Below are 14,445 nucleotides of genomic sequence, written 5' to 3' on the forward strand. Positions count from 1 at the left end.
CCTATTCTGGAACCCATGCGTTCCCTCCATCGGACCTTCGTCCCGTCAGCCGGTTCCACGCGTCGCCTGCCCGCCCTCGCGTTCGGAGGAGTGGTCCTCACGGCCCTGAGCGCATGCGCAGGACCCGTGCTCGTGCTCGAACCCGCGCCGCGCGCGACGGAGCCCGTGTGCGCCTCGGTGATGCTCGCGCTGCCCGAGGAGATCGACGGGGTCCCGAACCGCAAGACGTCCGCGCAGGCGACCGAGGCGTGGGGCGACCCGGCGATCGCGATCCTCCGCTGCGGGATGGAACCGCCGGCGCCGACGACGGACCCGTGCGTGACGGTGAACGGCGTCGACTGGATCTCGACGGAGGCCGAGGAGGGCCACTGGAAGTTCGTCACGTACGGCCGTGAACCCGCGGTCGAGGTGATCGTCGACCCGACCTCCGCGAGCGGTCAGAACATCCTCACCGCGGTCTCCCCCGCGATGGAGAACCTGCCGCAGACCGCGGAGTGCGTCGCCGCGGAGGACGCGGTGCAGGTCGAGGGCTGATCGCCCGGGCCGGAACCCCGGAGCGGAGGAGCCCGGACACCGGCCCTCAGGCCGCGACCGGGGCACCCTCCCGCAGCGCGATCTCGATGAGCGTGCGGACGAGTTCGGGGTACTCCACCCCGGTCTTCTGCCACATGACCGGGTACATCGAGCTCGGGGTGAAGCCCGGGAGTGTGTTGAGTTCGTTCACGACGACCTCGCCGGCGGGCGTGACGAAGGTGTCGACGCGGGCCAGGCCGGTGCAGTCGAAGGCCTCGAACGTCCGGACGGCGAGGTCCTGCACCTTCTCCACCACCTCGGGCGGGAGGTCCGCGGGGCAGCTGAGCTGCACGGACTCGAGGTCGAGGTACTTCGCCTCGAAGTCGTAGAAGTCGCGGTCACCGACGAGGGTGATCTCACCGGGCACCGACGCCCGGACCTCGCCGCCGAGTTCCCCGAGCACACCGCACTCGATCTCGCGGCCGACGACCATCGGTTCGACGACGAGCTTCGTGTCGTGGGCGAGCGCCTCCTTGACGGCGACGTCCAGCCCCGCGGCGGTCGTCACCTTGGACACACCCATGCTCGAACCCGCACGGGCAGGCTTGACGAAGACGGGGAAGCCGAGGGCCTCGACCCGGCCGAGGACCTCGCTCGGATCCTCGTGCCACTGGCGTTCGGTGACGAGCTCCCACGGGCAGGAGGGGATCCCGGTCTGGGCGAGGACGCCCTTCATGAAGTGTTTGTCCATGCTCGCGGCGGAGGCGAAGACGCCCGGGCCGACGTACGGCGTGGAGGAGAGTTCGAAGAGACCCTGGAGGGTGCCGTCCTCGCCGAAGGGGCCGTGGAGGACGGGAAAGAAGACGTCGACGACGCCGAGCTCGCGGACGGCGCCGTCCGCGGTGATCTCACGGAGGGAGTCACCTTCGGCGGAGATCGGGGGCAGGACACGGGTGCCGTTGTCGGAAACCTCGGGCATGTTCTCCGGGTCGAAACGGAAGTCCTGCCAGTTCTCCACGATGCGCCACGTGCCGTTCCGGGTGATCCCGATCGGAACCACCCGGAACGACTCCCGATCGATCGCCCCGAGGACTCCGGCTGCGGTCACGCAGCTCACCGAGTGTTCCGAGGATCGCCCTCCGAAGAGGACGGCGACGAGGGGGCGTGGATCGGGAGAAGTCATGTCATGAGATTACTCGGCCTCGAAGGTCGCCGTGATCCAGGCACGCCCGATCGACTTGAAGAACATGTTGAAGCCCACGAACGCCGGGCTGCCCTGGTCGTCCAGACCGAGCGGTTCGGAGAGCGCGTGGACGATGAAGAAGTAGCGGTGCGGGCCGTGACCGGCCGGCGGGGCCGCACCGATGTAGCCGAAGGCACCGCCGTCGTTGCGGAAGGTGACGGCACCGGCGGGTAGGAGGTCGGACCCGGGGGTACCGGCGCCGAGCGGCAGCGAGGTGACGTCCGCCGGGATGTCGGCGACGACCCAGTGCCAGAAGCCGGAACCGGTGGGCGCCTCGGGGTCGTAGCAGGTGACGGCGAAGGCCTTCGTCTCCTCGGGGAACCCGGACCAGCTCAACTGTGGGGACTCGTCCTCGCCACCGGGGACGCCGAAGGCGGCGGAGCGCTGGGCCTCGGGGACGATGCCGCCGTCCTCGATCGTCTCGCTCGTCACGGTGAAGGTGGGGACGTCCGCGAGGTTGGCGAACGGGTCATTGAGGAACTCTGCCATGGCGACTCCTGTCGGGGAACGGGGGTGTGGAGGACGAAAAACCGCGTCCGCACCGGTGACTCCCACGCGGAGGGTGACTCCCGTGTGGAGGAGTGTCCTCAGCGCTGCGGACCCTCGGCCTTCCGCTTCCGAGCCAACAGCAATTCCGCGAGTTCGTCAACGCCGACGCGGCCGGTGAGGACCCCGACGACGGCCTGTGTGATCGGCAGTTCCACCCCGTGTGCGGCACCGAGTGCGAGGACCGCCCCGCTGCTCTTCACGCCCTCGACCGTGCGGTTGCTGCGTGCCTCGGCCTCGGCGACCGTGAGGCCCTGTCCGAGGAGGGCGCCGAAGGACCGGTTGCGCGAGAGCGGCGAGGCGCACGTCGCCACGAGGTCACCGAGTCCGGCGAGCCCGGAGAGGGTGTGGATCGAGGCGCCCATCGCGAGCGCGAGGCGGGTGGTCTCCGCGAGCCCGCGGGTGATGATCGAGGCCTTCGAGTTGTCCCCGAGTCCCTGCCCGTCCGCGATCCCCACCGCGAGCGCGATGACGTTCTTGATCGCGCCGCCGAGTTCGACCCCGACCACATCGGTGTTCGTGTAGGGCCGGAAGTACGTGTTCGCACAGAGTTCGGCGACGGTCTCCGCGGTGTGCGGGTCGACGGACGCGACGACGGTCGCCGTCGGCTGGCCCTGGGCGATCTCGAGCGCGAGATTCGGACCGGAGACCACCGCGATGCGTTCGGCGGGCACACCGGCGGCCTCGGAGACCACCTCGGTCATCCGCTCCCCGGTCGTCACCTCGATGCCCTTCATGAGGCTCACGAGGACGACGTCGGCGGCGAGGTGCGCCTTCCATTCCGAGAGATTCTCCCGGAGCGTCTGGGCGGGCACCGCGAGGACGACGACCGAGGCGCCGGCGAGCGCCTCGGCGATGTCCGCCGTCGCGTCCACCGTCTTCGGGAGCGCGATGTCCCCGAGGTATGCCCGGTTCGTCCGGGAGGTCGTGATCTCCGCAGCGACCTCGGGTCGGCGGGCCCACAGGGTGACGGGATGCCCGGCGTCCCCGATCACCTTCGCGAAGGTCGTGCCCCAGGAGCCCGCACCGAGGACAGCGGTCCTCATGCCTGCTCCTTGTCGAGGACGGAGCGGAACCGCTGCGGCAGTTCGCGGCCGGACAGCTGCGCGACTCCGAGGGCGATGTGGGCAGTGATGCGTTCGGTGAGCCTCCTGATCGCGTGCTCGTCACCGTGGAGGTCCGCGTACTCGATCGGGTCACCGTAGTGGACGGTGGGGGTGTTGCCCGGCGTGGGCTTCGGGAGCTTGGCGCCGACCGGCATGGACCGCTGCAGGCCCCAGTGGGAGACCGGGATGATCGGTGCGCCGGTGTACAGCGCGAGGCGGGCCGCCCCGGTCTTCGAGTTCTCCGGCCACAGGTCCGGGTCCTTCGTGAGGGTGCCCTGCGGGTAGATGACGACGACCTCGCCGGCCTCGAGAGCGGCCTTCGCGTAGTAGAGGGAGTCGACGGCCTTCTGCGAACCGCGCAGGACGGGGATCTGTCCGATCGCCCGAAGTGCGGTCCCGGCGACACCGGTGAACAGGGGTGCCTTCGCGAGGAAGTGCGGCAGGCGACCGCCCTGCCACACGCTCAGCCCCACGAGGAAGGGATCGAGGTACGACGCGTGGTAGGGCACGACGATCGCGGGCCCCTCGTGCGGGAAGTTCTCCGTCCCGGTCTCGATCCGCCGCCCGAACAGCCGCATGAGCCCCCTGACCGGAACGGCGATCCACGGTGCGGTGCGGTACTGCTTCCGCACCGCCTCGGGTGCGAAGGAGGCGAGGTCCAGGTCCTCGCGGTCGGGAACGTCTCCGGTGGGATGGGGTGCGGTCATGTGTCCTCTGCGGTCCTCGTACGACACGGAACGGGCGGTTCGTGCACTCGAATCCTACACAGCGGGGACCGTCAGACCCGCGCGGGCAGGGTGCGCGGCTTGAACGCCGGTCGGGTCGCCTCGAACGCCGTGATGTCGGCCTCGTCCTGGAGGGTGAGCCCGATGTCGTCGAGCCCCTCGAGCAGCCGGTACCGGGTGAAGTCGTCGATCCGGAAGGGCACGACGACGGTGTCGCACGTCACCGTGCGGGATTCGAGGTCGACCGTCACCTCGGCGCCGGGGTGCTGTTCGAGCACCTTCCAGACGAGCTCGATGTCCGACTGCTCGAGCTGCGCCGCGACGAGCCCGTTCTTCCCCGCATTGCCGCGGAAGATGTCCGCGAACCGGGAGGAGAGCACGGCACGGAAACCGAAGTCGTGGAGGGCCCACACCGCGTGCTCGCGGGAGGACCCCGTGCCGAAGTCGGGCCCGGCGACGAGGACCGAGCCGCGGTTCCACGGCTCCCGGTCGAGAATGAAGTCCTCCTGCTTGCGCCAGTTCGCGAAGAGGGCGTCCTCGAAGCCGGTGCGGGTCACGCGCTTGAGGTAGACGGCGGGGATGATCTGGTCGGTGTCGACGTTCGACCGGCGCAGGGGGACACCGATCCCGGTGTGGGTGGTGAATTTCTCCATGGGAGCGATTCCTTTCGAAGGCGGTGCAACTCGAACGGGCCGAGGTGGCCTCGGGCGTGCTCGTGCAGGAGCAGGCGGGTTCAGGCCTGCGGGACGAGCGCCGGCAGGTCGGCCGGGGAGGACAGGGTGCCGCGGACCGCGGTGGCGGCCGCGACGAGCGGACTCACGAGGTGGGTCCGGCCGCCCTTGCCCTGACGGCCCTCGAAGTTGCGGTTCGAGGTGGCGGCGCACCGCTCGCCCTCCGACAACTGGTCGGGGTTCATCCCGAGGCACATCGAACACCCGGCGAACCGCCACTCGGCACCGAACTCGGTGAACACCTTGTCGAGGCCCTCGGCCTCGGCCTGCAGCCTGACCCGGGCGGAACCGGGGACGACCATCATGCGCAGCCCGGGTGCCTTCGTCCGGCCGCGGACCACCTCGGCGGCGGCCCGGAGGTCCTCGATCCGGCCGTTCGTGCAGGAGCCGAGGAACACCGTGTCGATCGCGATGTCGCGCAGCGGTGTCCCGGGCGTGAGTCCCATGTACGCGAGTGCGTTCCGTGCCGCTGTCTTGTCGTTCTCGTCCGCGAAGTCGTCCGGGTCCGGCACGTTCGCGGAGATCGGCAGTCCCTGGCCGGGGTTCGTGCCCCACGTGACGAAGGGTTCGATGTCCTTCGCCTCGAGGACGACCTCGGCGTCGAACACCGCGTCGTCGTCCGTGCGCAGGGTCCGCCAGTACTCGACAGCAGCGTCCCAGTCCTCGCCCTGCGGGGCATGCGGGCGGCCCTTGACGTACTCGAAGGTGGTCTCGTCGGGGGCGATGAGGCCGGCGCGGGCACCCGCCTCGATCGACATGTTGCAGATCGTCATGCGGGCTTCCACCGAGAGCTTCTCGATCGCCTCGCCGCGGTACTCGAGGACGTACCCCTGTCCACCGCCGGTGCCGATCTTCGCGATGATCGCGAGAATGATGTCCTTCGACGTCGACCCCTCGGGCAGTTCGCCCTCGATCGTGATCGACATCGTGCGGAACGGCGTGAGGCTGAGGGTCTGCGTCGCGAGGACGTGCTCGACCTCCGAGGTGCCGATCCCGAGCGCGATCGAGCCGAACGCGCCGTGCGTCGAGGTGTGGGAGTCACCGCAGACGACCGTCATGCCCGGCTGGGTGAGTCCGAGCTGGGGTCCCACGACGTGGACGATCCCCTGTTCGGCGTCCCCGAGCGAGTGGAGACGGATCCCGAACTCCTCCGCGTTCTTCCGCAGGGTCTCGATCTGGGTGCGGGAGGTCGGGTCGGCGATCGGCTTGTCGATGTCGAGCGTCGGGGTGTTGTGGTCCTCTGTCGCGATCGTGAGGTCCGGGCGGCGGACCTGCCGACCGGCGAGGCGGAGCCCCTCGAAGGCCTGCGGACTCGTCACCTCGTGGAGGAGATGGAGGTCGATGTAGATGAGGTCGGGCGCGTCGCCCTCCCCCTGTTTCACGACGTGATCGGCCCAGACCTTCTCGGCCAGAGTCATCCCCATGGTGGTCCTCCTCGGACTGTCGACGGGCGGGTGCACATACGCTTGTGCAGAAGAACTGCTGTGGCTGGAAATGCTAGGCCCCTGTCTTACTTTCTGAACTTGCATATCGCATTGCGAGACGGCAGGATGTGGGCATGAGCACAGAATCGGGTAGCGGCGTCGGCGTCATCGACAAGGCCGCCATGGTCCTCGCGGCACTCGAGGCCGGTCCGGCCTCCCTGGCCGAACTCGTCACCCTCACCGGGTTGGCACGCCCCACGGCCCACCGCCTCGCGGTGGCCCTCGAATACCACCGCTTCGTCGGCCGCGACCTCCAGGGACGTTTCGTCCTCGGCCCGCGCCTCGCGGAGCTCTCCTCCGCCGCGGGCGAGGACCGCCTCCTCGCCGCTGCCGGCCCGATCCTCAACCAGCTGCGCGACCGCACCGGCGAGAGCGCCCAGCTGTTCCGCCGACAGGGCGACCTCCGCCTGTGCGTCGCCGCCGCCGAACGCCCGGTCGGTCTGCGCGATTCCGTTCCGGTGGGCGCGACCCTCAGCATGCGTGCCGGATCCGCCGCCCAGGTCCTCCTCGCATGGGAGGAACCCGATCGCCTCCACACCGGCCTCCGCGGCGCCCGCTTCTCCGCGACCATGCTCTCCGGTGTGCGCCGCCGGGGATGGGCCCAGAGCATCGCCGAACGCGAACGCGGCGTCGCCTCGGTCTCCGCGCCCGTGCGCGGACCCTCGAACCGGGTCGTCGCCGCGGTCTCGATCTCCGGCCCGATCGACCGCCTCACCCGGCAGCCCGGACGCCTGCACGCGCAGTCGATCCTCGAGGCCGCCAAGGTCCTCACCGAGGCGCTCAACCGGGGCTGAACGCGGGAATCCGCACGCTGGGAGGCGCCGTACGTCGAAGTGAGCAGGGCGATTCGGCACGACCACACGATCAACTGTGCGATTCGGCACGAAGAATCGCGAGGAAATCGTGCCGAAGTGTGCACCTGATGAACCCACCCCGTTCCCGGACGAGATCGCAAAGGTCACCAGAAGCAATACCGAGGGGTGTCACCGTGAGCGGTGGCACCCCTCGTCATTTCGGGAATCGGCTGAAATACTCGCGGCATGAGCCAGTCACCCCAGGACCCTCAGGATCCGCAGCAGCCGAACCCGTTCGCACCTCGCCCACAGCAGGGCGGGCAGGCGGCTCCCGGAGCGAATTCGCAGCCGACACCGCAGCCGCCACAACAGCCGCAGAACCCCGGATACCCGCAGATGAACCAACAGCCGGGATACCCGGGTGGTCCCCAGCATGCCCCGCACGGCCAGAACCCCTACGCCCCGGGGCCGTTCGACCAAGGCGGATACGAGCAGGGCGGCTACGAACAGGGCGCATACGACCAGGCGGCGGGATTCCCTCCGCAGCAGGAGCCGGCGAAGAAGGAAGCGGGATTCTTCGGGTCGTTCTTCGACTTCCGGTTCGAGAGCTTCGTCGCACGGAAGTACGCGGGCGTGTTCTTCGTCGTCTCGATGGTGCTCGCGCTCGTCTACTGGGCGATGCTCATCTACTTCGGGCACATGGCGGGCAATGCCGCACGGTCCTTCGCCGAGGCGATGGGCCCCTTCGGCATGGGCGCCGAGACCTCGTACAACGCCCGCCCGCTCATTCTCGCGGTCGTCCTCGGATGGATCCCCGGCGCGCTCCTCGTCATGGTCTCGCGGCTCGGCCTCGAACTCGTCGTGGCCTCGGTGCGGACCGCCGAGAACACCACGGAGATCTCCCGCAACCACTGAGCTGCAGCACCCGGGTACTCCACGGATTCGTCGAGGGAAAGCGAATCTTTTTGCGTCGCGCATGAGACAAATCGATTCGCTTTCCCTCGGTAAATCCGTTGGCATCGCACCGTCAGTTGGCATCGCACCGTCAGTGTGCTGTGCACTGCCGGCACCGGCGCGTGAACGCAACGGAGCCCGGAAGGCTTTCACCTTCCGGGCTCCGTTTCACTGCTGTCAGTTGTAGTCCCGAGCAGATTCGAACTGCCGTTTCCGCCTTGAGAGGGCGGCGTCCTAGGCCCCTAGACGACGGGACCGAACCGGATGACGCGTCATCATGATTCAGTTGCCGCTCGGATCTCTCCGAGCAACGAAGCAATACTCTACCGGGCCGATGCTGGGCCGGCCAAATCCATGGGCGGAGATCTGCGTCACACGACGATCCGGCGATCGACATGCCGGCAACGTTCGATCGGAACAGGGTCGAGCTGAGTCGATCGGAACAGGCAGGAGGCGTCGACGTGGATCCCCGGAGCACCTCCGTCGCGGCGCATGCCAAGCCACGAATGCCGTGTCACCACCCCGACACGCCGACTGTGCGATCTGCTGCGATCGACGACCGCGAAGTCGCAATCGGCGGCGTGGTTTCAGCCGGAGGGCACGACCGTCTTGAAACCGCCTTTGTCACCACGCCAGTGGCGATCCTCGAAATCACCCCCCGCGAACATGTAGGTGCCCGCACGCCGGAAGAGCCCCGCGAACCGCCGGAACCCCGATGGTTCCGACGAGATACGCGTCGGCCCGAACGTGAATCGCGGCAGCGGTGTCGTGTGCGTGAAGCCCCTTCGACCAGTTCGGGTCGCAATCGGGTGCGATTGCCGATGTCGAGGTCGCGATCGGTGGTGGGGTTTCCGCAAAAGGGCGCAGAAAATCGCGATCTCAACGGGCTCACCGCGGGGAATCACGATCTCGATGCATGGCCCGGCTCACCCGCGGACGAGGAATACGAAGACCCACCAGGCCGGACTTCCCCTGACGGCATCCCCTTATCAGCTGCGCACTTCGGCACGATACAGCCGCCTGAAATCGTGCCGAAGTGCGCAGCTGATTCCGGAATCGTGCCAAATTGCGCAGCTGATTCCCTCCACCGAGGATCGCATAGGGGAACGATGCGGAAATCGGTCGGGAGGAGGGCCGCAGAAGCCGCGACGGTTGGCGCGCCGCCGTCGGAACGAGCGTGAATGCGAAAAATCCGGGAAGCGTGCGCTTCCCGGATTCCTCCGATGGTACTCCCGAGCAGATTCGAACTGCCGTTTCCGCCTTGAGAGGGCGGCGTCCTAGGCCCCTAGACGACGGGAGCGGACTTCGCATCGAGATGTGAACACATATCGCGTGTGAAGAGCTGGGATACCAGGACTCGAACCTAGACTAAGTGAACCAGAATCACTCGTGCTGCCAATTACACCATATCCCAATGAACAAAATCGCTCAGCGGCTGCTCGGTCCTCCGTGAAGCACCCTCTCGAGTTCCTCCCGGCTGCCGTGGCAACGAGAAAATACTTTACAGAACGCCGAACGCTCAGCGCAAATCGAGAAGGGCTCTCCGGCCCGTGACCTCGGTCACCGCTCCCACCTGCATTTCTGGCAGGATGGCGGCATGGATCTGAGACTGAATGACTCCGTCTTCATCGTCACCGGCGGCACCTCCGGCCTCGGCCTCGCGACCGCCGAAGCACTCGTCTCCGAAGGCGCCCGCGTCCTCGTGAGTTCCCGGACCCAGGACAACGTCGACACCGCCGTCGACGCCCTGCGCGCCCGTGCGGGCTCCGGCGGAGCCGCCGCGGGACTCGCCACCGACCTCGCGGACCCCGAGGCGCCCGCCCGTCTCTTCGCCGCGGCGCGGGAGGCCTTCCCCGGCTCCCACCTCGGCGGCGTGTTCATCTCCGTGGGCGGGCCGAAGAAGGGCCGTTTCTTCGACGTCGAGGAGGCCGACTGGCGCGAGGCGATCGAATCGGTGTTCCTCGGTGCCCTCCGGATGGCGCGGACCGCCGCGGAGGAACTCGGGGAGGGCACCGCGATCGGGATGGTGCTGAGTTCTTCGGTATGGAATCCGCTCGCCCCGATCGCCATCTCGAACGGACTGCGTCCCGGACTCGCGATGAGCCTCAAGGGAATGGCGGACGAACTCGGCCCGCGCGGGATCCGCGTCTTCGGCGTCGCGCCCGGCCCGATCAACACCCCGCGACTCGGCGGCACGGGCGGCACCTACGAGCACATCCCCTTGCGCCGGGCCGGCGAACCGGAGGAGTTCGGCGCGGTCTCCGCGTTCCTGCTCTCCCCCGCCGCCGGTTATGTGACCGGGTGCGTCGTCCCCGTGGACGGTGGCCTCGTCCGGTCGCTCTGAGGCCCGTCGCCGCACACCGACGACCGGTCATTCGAACTTCAGGCTACAGCGACTCGTCCCGGAGTCCGGCGCCCCGCGACGCGAGCGCCTCCCGCAGGATCCGGACCGCCTTGGGCCCGACGCCGTGGATCGCGAGGAGTTCCTTCTCGGTGTGACGGCTCACGGCCTCCAACGAGGCGATCCCGCCCGCCTGCAGTTCCCGCGCCGCGGTCTTCCCGATCGCGTCGGGCAGGTCACCGACCGGCCTCACGTCCGGTGTCGCCACAGCCCGTTCACATCCCCCGGACGAGGCGCACGAGGTGATCGAGCACCGTCGGGCCCGAGGCACGCAGTCCGTTGTGCTCGTACTCGCTCGTCACCCACCGGCGCATGCCCGGCAGGAGATCCGCGGTCGGCACCGAGAATTCGAGCGGGACGAACGCGTCCTCGAAGTAGATGGCCGCGGCCGCCGGGACCTCGGAGGAACGGAGCTTCTCCGCCTCCCACATGACGGGCCATTCGACGCTCGCGACGACATGGGCGACGTCCTCCCAGGCCGCCAACGGGCCGGAGGTGAAGAAGTCCCGCGCGATGTGTTCGCCGGCGAGCAACGTCGGGTCCGTGCGGAAGGCCTCGGGCATGACGGCCTCGGCGGTCCATTCGCTCGCCTCCCCGTTCGCCCAGCAGCTCTCGTGCACTGCCGCGTACAACGGATTCCGGGCCCCGAAGGGCTGCACCGCGAGGAGGTCGTGCCGGAACGCCGCCGAATCGATCGGCAGTTCGAGCAGGTAATGGAGTTTCTCCGCCCCACCCGAGGCGCCGAGCAGGTGGCCGAGCGCCCTCACGTGGGCGGGCCCGGCGAGAGTGCCGTCCGGCAGGGCCAGGGGGCTCTCGGTGACACGGGCGGCAAGAGCCCGGAGAGCCTCGGCGGATTCCGGGTGTTCCGCGGCGAACCGCCGCGACTTCGTCTCCATGATCCGCCAGGTGCGGGAGTAGACCTCCCACAGCGAGGGCCCCACAGCGGGCAGTCCGCCGGTGAAGTACGCGGCGTCGAGCGCGTCCGGGTGCTCCTGGACGTACCGGAGGGTGCAGAACCCGCCGAAGGACTGGCCGAGAACGCTCCACGTGTCGACCCCGAGGGCCTTCCGCACGTACTCCGCGTCCTCGACGATCGCGTCCGCGCGGTAGTGCGTGAGGTGTTCGGCGAGGGCGACGATCTGCGGATCGGTGCGCGGCGCCTCGGCGAGGGAGGCGGGGACGCCGGTCACCCGGTCGTCGACGATCCCGATCGCCCCGGACAGGCCGGTGCCGCGCTGGTCGAGCATGACGACCCGGAAGTCCTCGAGCGCCCGCGGCAGCCAGGCCGGGTCCGAGGCGGTCGGGCGGAACGCCTCGGACCCCGGCCCGCCCTGGAGGTACAGGAGGTACGGCTTCTCGGAGCCGGGGGTCCCGACGACCCGGGCGAACACCTCGAGCTGCCAGCCCTCGCCGGCTGCGGCCTCCCCCGCCTCGCCCCGCCCGAAGTGATCGAGCGGGACCGGCACCCGGTACTCCTCGACCGCGAGACCGGGGAGACGGTAGGAACGGACGGGTGGCAGGGCCGAGGAGTCGGGCATGAGGAAGAACCTCTCAGTCGTGCGGCTGTGCGGCGAGATGCGCGGCGAGGGCGCGCAGTCGGGTGAGCGAGGAGTCCTTGCCGAGGATCTCCATCGACTCGAAGAGCGGCGGGGAGACCCGGCGGCCGGAGACACCCACGCGCAGCGGCCCGTACGCGAGGCGCGGCTTGATGCCGAGTTCGTCGACGAGCTTCGCCTTGAGGGTGTCCTCGAGTGCGGCGGTCGTCCAGTCCTCGAGGGGTTCGAGAACGGAGAGCGCGGCGTCGAGGACCTCGGCGGCCGAGTCCTTGAGAGTACCGAGGCCGTCGGCGGTGAGTTCGAGGTCCGCATCCGTGGTGAAGAGGAACGCGAGGAGCTCGGGAGCCTCACCGAGAACCTTCATGCGGGTCTGCACGAGCGGGGCCGCGGCGTCGAGGACGGTGCGCTGCGCCTCGGTGATCTCCTCGCCGAGGACGCCGGCGTTCTGCAGATAGGGCACCATGCGGGCGGTGAAGTCCGCGGTGTCGAGCATGCGGATGTGGTCCGCGTTGATCGCCTGTGCCTTCTTGAGGTCGAAGCGGGCCGGGTTCGGGTTGACGTCGTGGACGTCGAACGCCTGCACGAACTCCTCGGGGGTGAAGACGTCGCGGTCCGGGCCGATCGACCAGCCGAGGAGCGCGAGGTAGTTGAGGAGGCCCTCACGGATGAACCCGTTGTCGCGGTGGTGGAAGAGGTTCGACTCCGGGTCGCGCTTCGAGAGCTTCTTGTTGCCCTCGCCCATGACGTACGGGAGGTGGCCGAACTCCGGCACGGACTCCTCGAGACCCATCTCGACGAGGATCCGGTGGAGGACGATCTGGCGCGGGGTCGAGGACAGGAGGTCCTCACCGCGCAGCACCGTATTGATGCCCATGAGCGCGTCGTCGAGCGGGTTCACGAGCGTGTAGAGCGGCTGACCGTTCGCCCGGACGACGACGAAATCCGGCACCGAACCGGCCTTGAAGGTGACCTCGCCGCGGACGATGTCCGTCCACGTGATGTCCTCGTCGGGCATGCGCACACGCAGCACCGGCTCACGACCCTCGGCACGGAACGCGGCCTTCTGCTCCTCGGTGAGGTCGCGGTCGAAACCGTCGTACCCGAGCTGCGGATTGCGTCCGGCCGCCCTGTGCCGGGCCTCGATCTCCTCGGGGGTCGAGAAGGACTCGTAGACGTGACCGCCCGCGCGGAGCTTCTCGATCCACTCCGCGTAGATCTCCTGACGCTGCGACTGCCGGTACGGACCGTTCTCCCCGCCGACGTCGATGCCCTCGTCCCAGTCGAGGCCGAGCCACTGCATCGCCTCGATGATCTGGGCGTACGACTCCTCGGAGTCACGGGCGGCGTCCGTGTCCTCGATGCGGAACACGAACTGCCCGCCGGTGTGCCGGGCGTACGCCCAGTTGAACATGGCGCTACGCACCATGCCGACGTGCGGCGTGCCGGTGGGGGACGGGCAGAAACGGACTTTGACGGTCAACGGAGATGTCCTTCGTGAGAAATTGTGGAGCGGTGGTGTGAGTGCGCGCCCTCAGGTCCGAGATCGAGCCCGGAAGTCAGGCGTCGAGCACCGGGTTGGTGAGGAGGCCGAGGCCGTCGATCGCGATGTCGACCCGGTTGCCGGCCTCGATCCGACCGACACCCTCGGGGGTGCCGGTGAGGATGACGTCGCCCGGCAGCAGGGTGATGACCTCGGAGACCCATTCGATGACGAACGGGATGTCGAAGATGAAGTCGGCGGTCGTGCCGTCCTGCTTGAGTTCGCCGTCGACCCACGAGCGGATCCGGAGGTTGTCCGGGTCGAGGTCGGTCTCGATCCACGGGCCGAGCGGCGCCGAGGTGTCGAAGCCCTTCGCCCGCGACCACTGCTTGTCCGGGCCCTGGAGGTCACGGAGGGTGACGTCGTTCGCCGCGGTGTACCCGAGAACGTAGTCGTACGCGTTCTCCGCCTTCACGCCCTTGGCCACGCGGGAGATGACGACGGCGAGTTCGGCCTCGTAGCTCACGTGCTCGCTCACGGACGGCAACCGGATGGGGTCGCCGGGGCCGATGACCGCGGTGTTCGGCTTGAAGAACGTGAGCGGCGTGGTCGGCACGTCGTTGCCGAGTTCCTTCGCGTGATCGGCGAAATTACGCCCCACGCCGATGACCTTCGAACGCGGGATGATCGGGCTGAGGAGGCGGACCTCGTCGTACTTCAGTCGTTCACCGGTCGATTCGGCGGGCCCGAAGAAGGGGTCCGTCGTGAGGACCACGATCTCGAGCCCCGAGGTGTCGAGACCGCCGGTGTCGCTCACCTCCGGGAGGTCTCCCTCGACGACGCCGTACGTGGGCTGATCCTTGTGGACGAAACGGACGATACGCATGACCGCCAGTCTAGGTCACCGTCGAA

Annotated in this window: 14 protein-coding genes and 3 tRNA genes; 4 read left to right on the forward strand and 13 right to left on the reverse strand. The window is 68.6% G+C overall.

Translation table 11 applies throughout. The annotated features are described in order from the left end of the window. Positions 1 to 15: 15 nt before the first annotated feature. Complete coding sequence (locus ABD172_RS00110) at positions 16 to 534, forward strand: DUF3515 domain-containing protein (protein ID WP_344305856.1); 519 nt, start codon at positions 16 to 18, stop codon at positions 532 to 534. A gap of 46 nt (positions 535 to 580) precedes the next feature. Here ABD172_RS00110 and ABD172_RS00115 read toward each other — a convergent pair whose 3' ends face one another. The 6 genes from ABD172_RS00115 to leuC all read right to left on the reverse strand — a co-directional run bounded on the left by ABD172_RS00115 (position 581) and on the right by leuC (position 6,288). Next, a complete protein-coding gene (locus ABD172_RS00115) occupies positions 581 to 1,696 on the reverse strand; it encodes a D-alanine--D-alanine ligase family protein (protein WP_344305857.1) in 1,116 nt (371 codons plus the stop codon). A 9-nt stretch (positions 1,697 to 1,705) separates the two neighbouring features. Beyond that, complete coding sequence (locus ABD172_RS00120) at positions 1,706 to 2,245, reverse strand: YbhB/YbcL family Raf kinase inhibitor-like protein (RefSeq protein ID WP_344305858.1); 540 nt, start codon at positions 2,243 to 2,245, stop codon at positions 1,706 to 1,708. 98 nt (positions 2,246 to 2,343) lie between these two features. Continuing rightward, positions 2,344 to 3,348: an NAD(P)H-dependent glycerol-3-phosphate dehydrogenase gene (locus ABD172_RS00125; protein WP_344305859.1), complete on the reverse strand. Its 1,005-nt coding sequence runs from the start codon at positions 3,346 to 3,348 to the stop codon at positions 2,344 to 2,346. Continuing rightward, positions 3,345 to 4,115, reverse strand: coding sequence for a lysophospholipid acyltransferase family protein (locus ABD172_RS00130; protein WP_344305860.1), 771 nt, complete (start codon positions 4,113 to 4,115; stop codon positions 3,345 to 3,347). Before ABD172_RS00130 ends, ABD172_RS00125 begins: the two co-directional genes overlap by 4 nt. A 71-nt stretch (positions 4,116 to 4,186) precedes the next feature. Beyond that, the gene (leuD, locus tag ABD172_RS00135; protein ID WP_344305861.1) at positions 4,187 to 4,786 is read right to left on the reverse strand and encodes a 3-isopropylmalate dehydratase small subunit; all 600 of its coding nucleotides are present in this window, start codon (positions 4,784 to 4,786) and stop codon (positions 4,187 to 4,189) included. Positions 4,787 to 4,866: 80 nt separating this feature from the next. After that, positions 4,867 to 6,288 (reverse strand): 3-isopropylmalate dehydratase large subunit, encoded by a 1,422-nt coding sequence (gene leuC / locus ABD172_RS00140; protein ID WP_344305863.1) that lies wholly within the window; start codon positions 6,286 to 6,288, stop codon positions 4,867 to 4,869. Between the two features lie 134 nt (positions 6,289 to 6,422). Between leuC and ABD172_RS00145 the strand changes: the two genes are divergently transcribed. Both ABD172_RS00145 and ABD172_RS00150 read left to right on the forward strand, forming a co-directional pair. After that, on the forward strand, positions 6,423 to 7,142 hold the full coding sequence (locus ABD172_RS00145; RefSeq protein WP_344305864.1) for an IclR family transcriptional regulator: 720 nt from the start codon (positions 6,423 to 6,425) through the stop codon (positions 7,140 to 7,142). A gap of 246 nt (positions 7,143 to 7,388) precedes the next feature. Then, the gene (locus ABD172_RS00150; protein WP_344305865.1) at positions 7,389 to 8,057 is read left to right on the forward strand and encodes a DUF4282 domain-containing protein; all 669 of its coding nucleotides are present in this window, start codon (positions 7,389 to 7,391) and stop codon (positions 8,055 to 8,057) included. Between the two features lie 223 nt (positions 8,058 to 8,280). On the opposite strand, the gene ABD172_RS00155 is transcribed toward ABD172_RS00150, so the two are convergent. The 3 genes from ABD172_RS00155 to ABD172_RS00165 all read right to left on the reverse strand — a co-directional run bounded on the left by ABD172_RS00155 (position 8,281) and on the right by ABD172_RS00165 (position 9,510). Then, positions 8,281 to 8,353: transfer RNA gene (locus ABD172_RS00155), tRNA-Glu, on the reverse strand. 967 nt (positions 8,354 to 9,320) lie between these two features. Next, positions 9,321 to 9,396 (reverse strand) — tRNA-Glu (locus ABD172_RS00160). A 42-nt stretch (positions 9,397 to 9,438) separates the two neighbouring features. Continuing rightward, a tRNA-Gln gene (locus tag ABD172_RS00165) sits at positions 9,439 to 9,510 on the reverse strand. 183 nt (positions 9,511 to 9,693) lie between these two features. On the opposite strand from ABD172_RS00165, the gene ABD172_RS00170 reads away from it, so the two are divergent. Continuing rightward, positions 9,694 to 10,440, forward strand: a complete 747-nt coding sequence (locus ABD172_RS00170; protein WP_344305866.1) for an SDR family NAD(P)-dependent oxidoreductase — start codon at positions 9,694 to 9,696, stop codon at positions 10,438 to 10,440. Between the two features lie 43 nt (positions 10,441 to 10,483). Here ABD172_RS00170 and ABD172_RS00175 read toward each other — a convergent pair whose 3' ends face one another. The 4 genes from ABD172_RS00175 to ABD172_RS00190 form a co-directional block, all read right to left on the reverse strand. After that, complete coding sequence (locus ABD172_RS00175) at positions 10,484 to 10,705, reverse strand: helix-hairpin-helix domain-containing protein (protein ID WP_344305868.1); 222 nt, start codon at positions 10,703 to 10,705, stop codon at positions 10,484 to 10,486. A gap of 7 nt (positions 10,706 to 10,712) precedes the next feature. Continuing rightward, positions 10,713 to 12,035: an alpha/beta fold hydrolase gene (locus ABD172_RS00180; protein WP_344305869.1), complete on the reverse strand. Its 1,323-nt coding sequence runs from the start codon at positions 12,033 to 12,035 to the stop codon at positions 10,713 to 10,715. 13 nt (positions 12,036 to 12,048) lie between these two features. After that, positions 12,049 to 13,533, reverse strand: a complete 1,485-nt coding sequence (gene gltX, locus ABD172_RS00185; protein ID WP_344305870.1) for a glutamate--tRNA ligase — start codon at positions 13,531 to 13,533, stop codon at positions 12,049 to 12,051. Positions 13,534 to 13,609: 76 nt separating this feature from the next. Then, complete coding sequence (locus ABD172_RS00190; protein WP_344305871.1) at positions 13,610 to 14,419, reverse strand: fumarylacetoacetate hydrolase family protein; 810 nt, start codon at positions 14,417 to 14,419, stop codon at positions 13,610 to 13,612. Between the last annotated feature and the right edge of the window lie 26 nt (positions 14,420 to 14,445).

The organism is Brevibacterium samyangense (assembly GCF_039529845.1).
GTDB lineage: Bacteria > Actinomycetota > Actinomycetes > Actinomycetales > Brevibacteriaceae > Brevibacterium > Brevibacterium samyangense.